This is a genomic window from Candidatus Thiodiazotropha endoloripes (assembly GCF_001708965.1).
GTDB lineage: Bacteria > Pseudomonadota > Gammaproteobacteria > Chromatiales > Chromatiaceae > Thiodiazotropha > Thiodiazotropha endoloripes.
Window position 1 is genome coordinate 1,792,407 of the sequence record NZ_LVJW01000003.1, and the last position, 13,296, is coordinate 1,805,702.

At 49.2% G+C, this 13,296-nt stretch carries 11 protein-coding genes; 8 read left to right on the forward strand and 3 right to left on the reverse strand.

The window, feature by feature from the left end; translation table 11 throughout:
* Positions 1-75: 75 nt before the first annotated feature.
* From A3193_RS08035 to A3193_RS08065, 7 genes are all read left to right on the forward strand, one after another.
* Positions 76-1,560 (forward strand): imelysin family protein, encoded by a 1,485-nt coding sequence (locus A3193_RS08035; protein ID WP_069014478.1) that lies wholly within the window; start codon positions 76-78, stop codon positions 1,558-1,560.
* Between the two features lie 150 nt (positions 1,561-1,710).
* Positions 1,711-3,138 carry a di-heme oxidoreductase family protein gene (locus A3193_RS08040; RefSeq protein WP_235614925.1) on the forward strand — a complete coding sequence of 476 codons (1,428 nt, stop codon included), beginning with the start codon at positions 1,711-1,713 and terminating at the stop codon, positions 3,136-3,138.
* A 58-nt stretch (positions 3,139-3,196) separates the two neighbouring features.
* A complete protein-coding gene (locus A3193_RS08045; protein ID WP_069014480.1) occupies positions 3,197-4,288 on the forward strand; it encodes a DUF1513 domain-containing protein in 1,092 nt (363 codons plus the stop codon).
* Positions 4,289-4,320: 32 nt separating this feature from the next.
* Positions 4,321-5,388 (forward strand): imelysin family protein, encoded by a 1,068-nt coding sequence (locus A3193_RS08050; RefSeq protein WP_162272486.1) that lies wholly within the window; start codon positions 4,321-4,323, stop codon positions 5,386-5,388.
* Between the two features lie 44 nt (positions 5,389-5,432).
* Positions 5,433-6,587, forward strand: a complete 1,155-nt coding sequence (locus A3193_RS08055) for a hypothetical protein (RefSeq protein ID WP_069014481.1) — start codon at positions 5,433-5,435, stop codon at positions 6,585-6,587.
* A gap of 215 nt (positions 6,588-6,802) precedes the next feature.
* Positions 6,803-7,231 (forward strand): FMN-binding protein, encoded by a 429-nt coding sequence (locus A3193_RS08060; RefSeq protein WP_235614926.1) that lies wholly within the window; start codon positions 6,803-6,805, stop codon positions 7,229-7,231.
* Positions 7,231-7,962, forward strand: coding sequence for a PepSY-associated TM helix domain-containing protein (locus A3193_RS08065; RefSeq protein WP_069014483.1), 732 nt, complete (start codon positions 7,231-7,233; stop codon positions 7,960-7,962). The genes A3193_RS08060 and A3193_RS08065 overlap by 1 nt, the downstream gene beginning before the upstream one ends.
* Before the next feature lie 425 nt (positions 7,963-8,387).
* Here the strand turns inward: A3193_RS08065 and A3193_RS08070 are convergent, their stop codons facing one another.
* Together A3193_RS08070 and A3193_RS08075 are read right to left on the reverse strand one after the other, a co-directional pair.
* A complete protein-coding gene (locus A3193_RS08070; protein ID WP_083218624.1) occupies positions 8,388-9,014 on the reverse strand; it encodes a cell wall hydrolase in 627 nt (208 codons plus the stop codon).
* Positions 9,015-9,384: 370 nt separating this feature from the next.
* On the reverse strand, positions 9,385-10,542 hold the full coding sequence (locus tag A3193_RS08075; protein WP_069014485.1) for an alkaline phosphatase family protein: 1,158 nt from the start codon (positions 10,540-10,542) through the stop codon (positions 9,385-9,387).
* Between the two features lie 364 nt (positions 10,543-10,906).
* On the opposite strand from A3193_RS08075, the gene A3193_RS08085 reads away from it, so the two are divergent.
* A complete protein-coding gene (locus tag A3193_RS08085) occupies positions 10,907-12,379 on the forward strand; it encodes a serine/threonine-protein kinase (RefSeq protein ID WP_069014487.1) in 1,473 nt (490 codons plus the stop codon).
* Between the two features lie 4 nt (positions 12,380-12,383).
* Here the strand turns inward: A3193_RS08085 and A3193_RS08090 are convergent, their stop codons facing one another.
* Positions 12,384-13,193, reverse strand: coding sequence for an alpha/beta fold hydrolase (locus A3193_RS08090; protein WP_083218398.1), 810 nt, complete (start codon positions 13,191-13,193; stop codon positions 12,384-12,386).
* Positions 13,194-13,296 lie beyond the last annotated feature (103 nt).

Genomic DNA, 13,296 nt, shown 5'->3' on the forward strand with positions numbered 1-13,296 from the left:
CCTGGCCTGTTGGAAACCTCTCTCGATTGTGTGACTTCGGGCTGTATTAAATTGAGTTTGAATAGGAGTATCTGAATGAGATTGCAACCCATTGCCGCGGCCCTACTGAGTGCTAGCCTGTTCACTGCCTGTGGAGGTGGTGGTGGCAGTAGTGACGACGATAATAGTTCGTCTACATCATTGATTAATATAGAAAATGTATTAAAAGTACTGGAGACCAACGCAGATATCGCTCTAGCTGTTTACAGTGATGCCATTACGACAGCTGAAGCATTGAAAATCGCCCTCACCGCCTTACGTGCCGATCCCACGGAGACAACCCTGCAATCAGCTAAGGATGCCTGGCTGGCAGCCCGTGAGCCCTACGGTCAGACCGAAGTTTACCGTTTCCGCCTCAGCCCCATCGACTCGACAAACTACAGCGATGAAGACGGCCCTGAAGGTGACATCAATGCCTGGCCTCTTGGAGAGGCACTGATCGACTATGTCAATGTGGATACTGGTAATAGTGCCGATGATTTTGGCGATGACCAAGTGGGTGTGACTGCAAATGCTGCAGGCATCAATGGTAATGGTGCGCTTACTGAAGCCGATGCCGAAGCCGACAGCAGCAACAACATCATTGGTGATACCAGTATTACCATCAACGCAGATCTGTTGGCCAATACGGCTACTGCCGATGACGAACATGATGTTATTGCCGGTTACCATGCCATTGAATTCCTGCTATGGGGTCAGGATCTCAATAACAACGCCACGATTACAGTCCCGGAGGATAGAACTCAGGCAGTTAAAACCCATGACGCTTCCAATCTGGCAACAGGGGGGCAACGCCCCATATCCGACTTTGTCAGCACGGCGTCTAATGATGCTGCAGATCGCCGACACCAGTACCTGGAAGTTGCAGTAGATAAGTTGATTGCTGACCTGCAACAGGTTAGAGATGGTTGGATCGAAGGTGCCAGTTACCGTACTGCCTTCACCTCGGTGGCCAATGAAGCCGAAGCGAAACAGAAGCTGGCTGAGATTCTTACTGGGATGGGGACCTTATCTGAAGGCGAGTTGGCAGGTGAGCGAATGCAGATCGCATTTAGCACCAACTCCCAGGAAGATGAACACTCCTGTTTTTCCGATAATACTCACCGTGATATCTGGCTGAATGCGGAAGGGGTTTCCAACAGTTATTACGGTGTCTATGCCGGGTATGACAGCGACCTGGATGGTATTGACGATGAAACCACCAATGCAGTGGATGGTTATGGCATTGATGACTACCTCCAGGATGCCGGGCTCACGACGCTGAAGAACAATATCGAAACCGCCCTGACAGACACCGAATCCGCTTATGTGGCGATTGATGCTGCCGCTCGGGCAGGTCGTCCGGTAGACGTACTGATCACTGAGGCAAAAACCAGTGATAATCCCCTGTATCCGGCAATCATCTCCCTGAATAGCCAATCATCTTTGATTCAACAAATTGCTGATGAACTGAATCTGGGCAATGTGGTTGATGACGATGCATCGGGGTGTGATACAAGCGATCCATCCGCTGAATGCTGATCAGTAGTTGTAAATAGACAGATCAGCCGCTACAGCTGATCTGTCTACCGGTAGTAATCGGGCAAAGCCGGCTTTGCCTCTTCATACGATCAATTGTCAATCATGTACATTATCCCAAAAAGTGTGACAAGCGCTGCGACAGGTTCTTGCTTGCTGCTGATTGTTAGCGGTTGCGGCAATTCAGCGGCGCCCACCCTGTCGTCGTCAGAATCACTACCTGGAGGTGAAGCTTCGGTTTCAATCCAACCATTCGCCTCATTTCAGTTGCCTGCTGAAAATCTTCCTCAGGCACAACATCCGGATTTTCATGCTGGCAAGGCCCTGGCTCACCAGCCCTGGGTGCGTGCTCCCACCATAACGACCGCCCGGGATGGATTGGGCCCACTCTACAATGCACGAACCTGCCTTTTTTGCCATATCAACGGTGGTCGCAGCCAGATGCCGGAGAGCCCGGATCGAGAGCTAATCGGACCTTTCGTACGCATCAGTATACCAGGCAAAGACAAAATCCAAGGCGTGGTGCCTGAACCGGTATACGGTGACCAACTACATACCCAGTCGGTTGCTCTGAGTCATCAACTACGTCAGGTAAGCCAGTTGAAAAAGGTGAGCCTGAAAGCCGAGGAGGTTAAACCCGAGGCCTATATCTATATCGACTGGCAACATTCGACCTTCACCTACCCGGACCAGACACAGGTTAATCTGCGCTGGCCGAAACCCCGTATCACAAAACTTGCGTATGGTGAATTGAATGCTGACACCATGTTCAGCTTACGTAATTCCCCACCTATCCATGGTACAGGCCTGCTGGAACTGATCCCCCAAACCGCCATCGATAAACTTGCCGATCCACAGGACAGCAATGGTGATGGAATCTCAGGTAGAGTCAATCATGTTTGGGACTTTGAACAAGCCAGGACTGTACCGGGACGATTTGGATTGAAGGCCAATCGGGCGAATAACCTACGTATTGTTACCGCTGCAGCCTTTACTGGCGATGTAGGCATTACCAACCCTCTTTTCCCACAGCAACCCTGTACCGAAGCACAGACCCGATGTTTGAAAACCGCTAATGGGAACGGCGAAGAAGGTGTGGAAATCCCAGACAATCTATTGAGTCTGGTAACTGATTTCCTACGCAATCTTGGTGTTCCCAAGCGCAGTAATTGGAACAGTGAGCCAGTATTGGCAGGGCGGGAGCTCTTTTACCAATCGGGCTGTCAGCAATGTCACCACCCGGATTACACCACAGCTGAATCAAGCCAATTGCCCCACCTCTCTAAACAGAAAATTTGGCCTTACACAGATCTGTTACTACATGATATGGGGCCTGATCTAGCTGATGGTCGACCAGATTACCAAGCCAGTGGGAGTGAGTGGCGAACGCCTCCACTTTGGGGTGTTGGATTACGTGAAGCAGTTAATGGCAGTAACAACCTGCTACATGATGGCCGCGCCCGAACGGTTGAAGAGGCGATTCTCTGGCACGGCGGTGAGGCCAAACAAGTCAGGCGACATTTCGTCAATCTCAAGGCGGATCAACGTCAGTTGTTAATTGAATTTGTGAAATCCCTTTAAGCGGTATTAGAAGATGGTTAATAGAACTGGAATATCTCGTAGAGCACTCATATCAGGTATGGCAACCCTGACGCTTATGCCCTCCTCTCTTCTTGCTGCAGGCGCCTATCTGAATAAGGGTAGAAGTAATATCTGGCTTTCAGCACAAGGGGATAAAGCCAAAACTTACGGTATTGGTTTGTTTTTCTCAGATAACGCCAACAGTCTAAAGATACCCTCTGGGTTCCGTGGGCATGGTGTCAGTCTGCATCCATCACATAACCGAGTCGTGATGTTTGCCCGTCGTCCAGGAACAGAGGCAATAGAGGTTGACCTGGAGAGCCGTGATCATCGACTGGCATTTGTGTGTAAAAACAACCGGCATCTGTTTGGGCATGGCAGTTTTTCACCTGATGGAAAACTCCTGTACACCACCGAAGCAGAGATCGATACGGGTCGAGGCCTGATCGCCATCAGAGATGCAAACAGCTATGAATTACTGGCTGAGATCTCCAGCCACGGTATTGGGCCTCATGAACTGAAACTGCTCAATGATGGAAAAACACTGGTTGTCGCCAATGGCGGCATACTCACCCATCCCGATAGTGGTAGAAAAAAACTCAATCTAGACAGCATGTCCTCAAACCTCTGCTATATCGATAGTTACTCCGGTAAAAGGCTAGCCTTACATCGACTTACTGAGACAAAAGCCAGCATTCGTCATCTTGATGTGGCCGATGATGATACCGTTGCCTTTGGAATGCAGTTTCAGCGAGAGGCTGCTGCTCACGATTCACTGGTGCCATTAACCGCAACTCATCGACTCGGTGATCCGCTACGCTTGCTCGAAGCACCAGCGGCGATAGTGATGCAATTGCGCGATTATATTGGCAGTGTCGCGATCAATAACAGAAGTCGAGTCGTTGGATTCACCAGCCCCAAAGGCAGTATTGCACTTTTTTGGAATCTGAATAACGGGGCCTTTCTCGGATATCACCAACTGCACGATGTGTGCGGTATCGCAGTCACAGAAGATCAGCGTTATTTTGCCCTGACCAGTTCGAATGGTCAGATGAGACTGCTTGATGCGCAGACCCTTAAAGAAGATCGAGCACATCGCCAACACCCTGATTTCAGATGGGATAACCATCTGCTTCTCACAACAGGGTAACTCTCCAATTCAATACTATGATGTTTATCGCCATGCGAAATACCAGTCTGATTATTCTCTGCCTGTTGATACTCAGCGGCTGTAGTGGCAGTCGCCCCAATGACCCACCGGAATTGACAGTCGATAACCTGAATCTAGCCCTGCAATATGCGGTTGATCAGTCGGTCATTCCTGCTGCTACAGCCTTCAATACCCAGGCTATGACCTTTGACACTGCAACCGTTCGTTTTTGCAGCAAGATCAATACCGCAGAATTGGAAGTTCTGCAGAGCGCCTGGATTAACCTGTATGAAAAGTGGTTTCACTTGGCGAATTACAATTTTGGCCCCCTCAATGATGATCTGGTATTTGCCAAATACACATTTATCGACAGTCTACGGGTACGTGGCACCAACTACATCAATACGGTACGAGATGAGATCGACAACCTGATTACCGGATCAGAAAGTTTGGATGAAACTTTCTTTGAACAGCTGACCTTTAACAAAGTTGGCCTGTTGGCACTGGAAGTCCTCTCCTTCGAAGCGAGCGGTGGTGCTCAGAGCGCTTTGGTGGACGATATCATCGAAGGCTTTCAGAACAACCCTCGCAAGTGTGAGATTCTCACGGGCATAGCTCGTCAGCTGGCCAGCAATGCAGACTATGTAGTGCAGGGCTGGCAATTACAGCATAAGGATACAGAGCTGTCTTACCGTACCCTGTTTCTTGATGACCAGCTCGATGATGGTAGCAACAATCTCACCCAGCTCCTGGTTTCGGTTCAGGAACACCTGGATTACTTGAATAAACGCAACGTACTTTCCACCAGTGCGACCCTATCCGGGGTCGCCTGGAACGGCTTCAGTGCCGCAATCGATGAGATCGAAATACTACTGGAGGGGAATACAGAAGTCAGTTTTCTCGGCTTGATGGAAGCTGGCGGTTTTAGCGATTCAGTAGCAGCTGTCAGGGAGACCATTGCCACAATCCGCACCGCCATCAATACCCGGGATGCCGAGCTACTGGAAACAAACATCGCCAATCTAGACGGTCACTTCAAGCGGGAGATACCCAACGGCTTGGATGTGGAACTGGGGATCAACTTCAGTGACGGAGACTGACCGTCAATCGCACAACATACATTTATTAGACAGGCTAAATAGACATGAAACATATCGGAAACACTCTGCTGCTAGCCGCAACCCTGTTCAGCAGTGCGGCGATTGCCGAGAACGCGAATGACCAAGCTGAAATCGAAGCACTTCGTGAACGTATCGATCAACTGGAGCAAGACCTGGATGCCAAACTGGAAGCCATGGCCGACAGCGTGGAAAGTCAACAGACGGACGAGAGTATGGCTAACCAGGTCCATCTCGGCGGTTATGGTGAACTGCATTACAATCACCTGGATGTGGATGGAGTCGATGATAGAGAGTTGGACTTTCACCGTTTCGTAATCTTCTTTGGGTATGACTTCTCTGACTCAATCCGGTTCGTTTCCGAACTTGAAGTTGAGCACATTATCGCCAGCTCCTCCAGGCGTGGTGCAGTGGAACTTGAGCAGGCCTTCATCGAGTTTGATGTATATGAGGGCACAATGGCTCAGGTTGGTGCGATACTGATGCCAATAGGCATAATTAATGAGACCCATGAGCCGCCGACTTTTTATGGTGTAGAGCGTCCTATTGTGGAGACTACGATTATCCCTACCACCTGGTGGTCTAACGGTGTCAATCTGATCTACAGAACTAACAATGCCCTACGCTTCGACTTGATGCTTTCCGAAGGCCTGAAAACCGGCGAGAGTGATCCTTTCAATCTCAAGGGTGGCAAACAGAAAGGCTCATTCGCTGATGCCTTCGATTTTGCTGTGACAGGTCGTGCCACCTATACCGGCATGGCAGGCCTGGAGGTGGCCGCTTATGCACAATACCAGCCTGACCTGGATCAAAGTGCAGAGGACTCCTATGCTGAAGAAGCCACGCTGATCGGTGGTCATATCATCTACCAGTTGGGTGAATTCACGGCCAAAGGTCTGTATGCCCGCTGGGACCTGGGTGGCGATGCCGCAGAAGCGGCGGGTAAAGATGTACAGGATGGCGGTTATCTCGAACTCGCCTGGCGCCCCATGGAAGCGCTAGGCTTCTTTGTACGCCAGAGCGCCTGGTCTCAGGAGGCCGAGGTGGATGCGGCCCAGACGGACTTTGGACTCAACTACTATCCACACAGTGATGTGGTATTGAAGTTTGATTACCAATTACAGAATGATGATGCTGGCAACAGTGATGGCTTCAACCTGGGTCTAGGCTACCAGTTCTAACAGCAAACCCGGTGCGGTAATACCGCACCGGGAGAGCTTCAGAGGATTTCATTGCCATCATGAGTCTATATCGTTTATTGCTCCTTTTAGGCTGCTGTAGTTTTACCGTGTTACTCACTGCGACGACACAGCTATGGGCCCAAGGCACCTACCTAAGCAAAGAAGATTTCCTCAGTCAAAACCTAGGCGCCAGCTATACTGGCGGTAAGATTTGGTTGAATAAACCTGTAAAGCAGAAACTAAAAAAGATTTTTGGCCATAAATACCCGGGATTGCGAATTCGTTATTGGACGAATGATGAGAACAAGGATCAAACAGCCTGGATTCTTAACGAAATCGGCAAAGTTAAACCCATCACCTTCGGTGTGGTGATAAACAAACAGCAGATCGAATCGATCTATGTGCTTACATTTCGTGAAAGCCGAGGTTGGGAAATCAAACAGACCTTTTTCACCGACCAGTTTCTAGGTGCTTCGCTGACTGAACGATTGAGACTCAATCGACATATCGACAGTATCAGTGGTGCAACCCTCTCGGTTATTGCTATGAAAAAAGTTGCCAGGGCTGCACTCTATCTTAGTCGGCAGGTGAGACTGACCTCCCCTGCTGTGAGTATTAAACCGAATGGAGACAGTTCAGGCTAATGAGAAGTTTCAAGCGTAGTCTGCGCCTGTTTATGTTGCGCTGGCACCACCGCATCGGGTTCATACTGTCACTGTTTGTGATACTGATCGCTATAACCGGTATTGTCATTAATCACGCCAATCGATTCGGCTTGGATACCAGACCCATTACTTCACCCTGGATATTGAGTTGGTATGGGGTCGAATTCGTAGGAGAGATTAAAGGTTATGCCACAGCGGAGAGTTGGATTAGTGCTTTTCAAGGAAAACTCTACTGGGATAGTGAATCTGTCGGCTTTTGTGCTGAGCCCCTGAAAGGTGCAGAAATGGTTGCGGGGATCTGGTTTGTACTCTGTGACACCTCGTTGACCTTGCTCACTAGCGATGGTGAACTGATCGAAATCCTGGATGATGTGGTGCCCGATAATACGAGCGCTCTGTCTGGCGTACACGATGATTGGTTGGTCATTGCCACCGAGACTGGAACGCAGACACTGCACCCTGATACCTTGGAGCTTAAACCAGATACCGTTACAAATACAACTGCTCGCATTGCAACCCTCCTGCCCGCCAGTCTACAGGCTGACCTGAACTTCAAAAGTCACAGTATTACCATTGAACGGCTGTTGTTGGATCTACACAGCGGTCGCATTTTACAAATGCCTGGTGCACTGTTCAATGATCTGGTGGCACTGGCAATGATTCTACTTGCTCTCTCAGGAAGCTGGTTGTGGCTACAACGTAAACTCTAAAACAATTCATTCAGCCTGATAACCTGCCATTGAGCATATCAATAGAACCGTTAGATCCAGCTTAGTCCCACCATAAGCTGTGTCAGTTACTCCAGTTCACAATGCTGCGTGTTATGTTGAAATCGGAATTTCATGTAATAACCGCAACTTTGTTACACAGTGAACAGATCTTCACTGACTGATAAACGGCTTATTCGATGATAAATCATCTCTTGTGGCTCTTGTCCCTATTGATGAGATTGTATTTTTAAATCCCTACTTCATAGCTATATGACACGAATCATCGATAGTAGTCCCTAGACCACACAGCCATGGGTATTTATGTGTAAGAAAAGACGTAAATTAGCATTTGGATACTCGAACAGAATGGTTGATATCGAGTCAGGCTGCACCAAACGAATAGTTCGTCTGCTGTGAAAATCAGACTAGAGTCCAGTATTGAGATTAAGCGCCAGGCTGGGCTGCTTGCCCTCCAGGTAAAATAGATGTTGACCAATTTTTGTAACTACAGTGAATGCCTTGCTCCAACTAGGACAGACATAATCCGCGTGATACCAAAGCGCACCAGAGGTTGGATCCTTGACCTGACCGAGATAGACCTCATAGGCCCTGGTCAGTGATTTCAGCCAAGCCTTCCGGTTGATCGGCTTATCGGAACGTCCATCACACCACCATGAGAACTGGCAACGATTCAATCTTTTCTCGCCACCTTGCTTGACCACACTGCATATTGTGTTGGGAAATCCCTGATGAGCTACCCGGTTCATGACCACATGACCAACGGCATATTGACCTTGAGCCGATTCACTGCGAGCCTCAAAGTAGATATTCAAAGCAAGGCAGTGCAGTTCGTTGGAAACTGCAATACTCTGTTGTGCCGAATCATGAAACAACCAGCGCCAAAGATTGGATGGATCTTCGGCAGATGCTTTGCTGGCGTTCTCCTTTTGCATTGGCGCAGCCTGTACGCCACTTGAGAAAGCGCATAGCGTTACCAGTAAAAGTTTTGCCATACAGGCAATGTGTCTTGTGATCGTTGTTCTTGGTTTCATTCTCTGTCATCCTTAACGAAAGTCAAATAACACTATCCTTACAGTGTTTATTTTTAAGCCGTTGCCAACTTAAAAATAAGTTAATGCACAACTTGAGCCATGTTTCTATTTATTTCAGTAAATAAAAACTTTATGAATTTTTTTTGAAGTAAATACTCCAGCCAGTTGTAAAATTTTCCGACAGTTGTGATGTCAACTGTGCCACAACTCAAGCAGATACCCCTGAAAGCCCCTGATCCACCAGATTTTGATCGGAATGCACGGATTTTGATGGGATTTGAGAGTGTGAGTTTGGTCTTGAGTTGATCTGTGATGGGAGAGCGGTCTATGACGACGGTAAGCTGTAGGTCAACGAGTTAATCTGAGATTGTCAAGGCTCTACTACGATCAAAGGCACCAGTAGCTCATCTTCACTCAAACCACCGTGTACCCCGACTAGTTGATAGCGATGCTCCTGAAGCAACCAGTCGTTAAAGGTATAATCCTCTCGCATCAACAACACCCTGTCTCCAATCCGGCGTTTCAGTTGAGGATTGGGTTCACCTATGCCGAACCAACCCTGCTCGATTAACTCATCGGATCGATAATTTTCTGCCTGCTGTGCAAGATGATCAGTAACGTATTGATCAAAACATTCACTTTTATCAGGCCTCAAATAACAGTAAGCAGATCTGGGTTCTCCGCTTAAAGGCATGGCAAGACAGTCAGCCAGTAGTGGATGATCATCCAATGAAAGACGCCGTTGTGGATGACTGTCAATCTGTCCATGATCTGCGCAGACGATGACAAGAGTACCTGTTTCATGGCACTGGCGTACTACCTCACTGAAGCAATGGTCTAGCGCTAACAAGTGTTGCTCAGCTAAATCACTCCATATCCCATGATGGTGACCGAGTGTGTCCAACTCCGGCCAGTAGGCGAACAGATAGCGTTCTTCTCCCCGCTTCATCCGCTCGACCATATTCTGTTGTAATTCATCCAGACTGCTGTGAGTCAGCAGTTTTGAACTACCGAGGAAATATTGGCTGAAATCTGATTTGGCAATCTTGTCCGGCACCAGACATGCCGTTGAACCGGGAATTGAATCTGTCAGGGGTTTTATATTGAGTAAAGCACTTAGATCAATCCCAGCCTGACTTAAGGGTACGCCGCCATACCTTGGTCTGCCAGGCAAAATGGCCAGGATCGCTCCCAGTTCGGCGAAGAAGATGTGCCAGCCTGTCAGGCCATGTTGCTGAGGCGCCAGTCCGCTGAGAAAACTGGTTACCGCACTCGCCGTGGTTGGCGGGTAGACGGAAGTCATACCTCCCAGCAGATTGGCATTTAGATGACTGGCTTTAGGCTGAGAGCGGAGATAGTTGAGGCCCATCCCGTCTATAACCCACAGCAGTACTTGTTGATATTGACCGATCTGATCGGTGGGCAGCAAACGGTGTTGTGGGTAGATGTGAGGTTCACCACCCAATCCCTGCTGGATCGAGGCCATCAGATTGACGATGCTGCCACCATGATAATCCGGTAAATGCATATTTTCAGTTTAACCCGAATTTTGATGCTGTACTGCATGATATCGGCACATTTCTCATATCATTTTTGTGTTCAAGCAGCGGGAGAAAGTTGCTCAATACCAGCGGATCGGAACTAAATTCATACAAATCGGAAATTTTGCGTCACTCGTGCTATTAACCCGGCAACGTGCTTCATAGACTGTTTTTAGGTACTCTTAGTGAGCTTGAAATTTCAGAATCATTCGAGCTGGACGATTTCCAGGTCCTACTCGCGGGAAAATGGCATAACATACTGATGATTATGGATAATATTCAACCCATTAATGCCGCACAGGTCAACGGTGATTCGGTCAATTTCCGGGCCAGTTAATACCATGGTGGATTATGGATACAAAAGATAACCACTCCCTCCCCTCAGATGATACAACCCGTTTGGCAGAGACGAACTCGCCAAACACCGCGGATCCGGGTGAAATCACTGGTTCGACAACCGATCCCGCAAGTACTACCTCACCGACCTATACCGGAATAACCGAAGAGTTCAATACGGATAACATTCAGGCTGTTCAGGTTGGCTCAGTGCTGAAAAACCGCTTTGTTCTCGAAGAGATGCTGGGACGTGGCGGTATGGGAGTGGTCTATAAAGCACAAGACATGCGTAAGGTCGAAGCCATGGACAGAGATCCGTATATCGCTGTCAAAGTGCTGTCAAAAGATTTCCAGGCCAACCCCGACTCATTCATTGCCCTGCAAAGAGAGACCAAAAAAGCCCAACAGCTTGCTCATCCCAATATTGTGACAGTCTATGACTTTGACCGGGATGGACCCAATGTCTACATGACCATGGAGCTTCTGCAAGGTGAACCTCTGGATCATCTGATCAGACGCATCCGCCCCTCGGCACTGCCGGCTCAAGAGGCATTGTCGATCATTGAACAGATGAGCCGGGCATTGGCCTATGCCCATTCGGAAAATATCGTCCACTCAGACTTCAAACCGGGTAATGTGTTCCTGACTTCGAAGAATGTGGTGAAAGTGGTTGATTTCGGCATCGCACGGGCCGCCAAGGGATCAGACCGGGTAGTTGAAGATGCCACCATATTCGATCCAGGTTCTCTAGGCGCCCTGACTCCCACCTATGCCAGCTGCGAGATGCTTGAATACGGCACCCCCGATCCTCGGGATGACGTGTACGGCCTGGCGGTAGTCGCCTATGAATTGTTAGCGGGCAGTCACCCTTTCAAACGCAAGCCCGCAACCTATGCCAGAGACCTGGGTATGAAGCCCGAACGGCCCAAGGAGATCTCAAAAGAGGTTTGGCAGGCAATCTCTCATGGACTGGAATTCGAAAGGGAAAATCGGACTATCAATGCCACACATTTTCTACAGGAGATGTCCGGCCCACGGGTAGGACGGGACAGCAGATTCCCCAAGTGGGCCTATACACTCTCGCTGGCAGCAGGATTGTTGATGGCCATAGCGCTAGTCACGGTACTGTTTTTTGGTCAAGGAGAGGATCAACCGGAAATCGTGCTGGAAGACACATCGACTCTGGCCGAAGAGCAACGCACACACATTGAGGATTTACTGGAAGTGGCCGAGGTTCATGGGCTGGTGGGTCGTTTCATCGAACCCTCGGGCAGTAGTGCCTACGATGCCTATCAACAGGTTCTGGCGCTGCATGAAAACAACAAACAGGCCTGGGAAGGCCTGCACAACCTGGGAGATCAGTTGGTGGTTGCGATCAACAAACTGCTAGATGACGGGAAACAGGATCAGGCAGAAATTTTGATCAGCAGAGGCCTGGAAAAACTGCCTCAACATGAAGGATTGAAAGCGCTACGCCAGACATTTTAAGCGTTTATGGATGGGCGGAAATTGCCGGGGATTGCTGATGACTCCATTCACAGGACTCGGCCAGACACTGCAACATCGATTTCCAGATCTCTTCCCAACAACAACCATGGCCATACTCTTCGAAGGTAATGAACTGACCGTTGGGCTGTTTCCCCACCGCTGCCTCGACCATCCAGGGAGGAATGTTCGTATCCTTTCCTCCAGCCAGATGGAACTGCTGAATCGCGGCATCAAGTGGTGGTTGCACACTGGGATTGATCGACCCCTCTAATGGATCATAATCGTGGAAATCGCTCCATGCCTCGATATCCAGATTGCCGGCCAAAGTCACTAACTGGCGGGTTTGTGGCAGTTTCGGCGCCAGCAGCATGGCCAAACCACCTCCCCCGCTGAATCCCACCATAACCAGATCCTGATAGCCACCGCTCTCCAGTAATTTCTCTATGACCACAGCCATGCTCTCCACAACAGCAGTCGAGTAGCGCTGATGGGTCCAGAGCAGTGGTGAACAGGCAGGCGTGTTATATCGCCCATGGTAGCAAGGTCGCCCCAGATAGACGCTTGGATTGGCATCGAGGGCCATCAGACGCAGCCCAACCGGATCTCTCGGCGTGGGATCCAATGCGACGAATTTACCCCCCAACCAGGGTGTACCATCCCCTCCCAGATAGACATGCAATCGGGATGAGTGTTGGGAGACCCTGTTTTTAAACAATGTATGAATAAAACCCTCGCCAAGCCTCTCCTGTTTGTCGAATCCCAACTCGGTCGCCTGCCGTTCGAATCGCTTACTCGGCGACGCACAGGCTGCCATAAGCAATAATGCTGCAACGCAAAATAAACGTGAATATGTCATAGTCGAGAGATTATTCGTTTTCAGCCTCATGCAATTTGTCTATCCTTAATCGCAGAGAGTA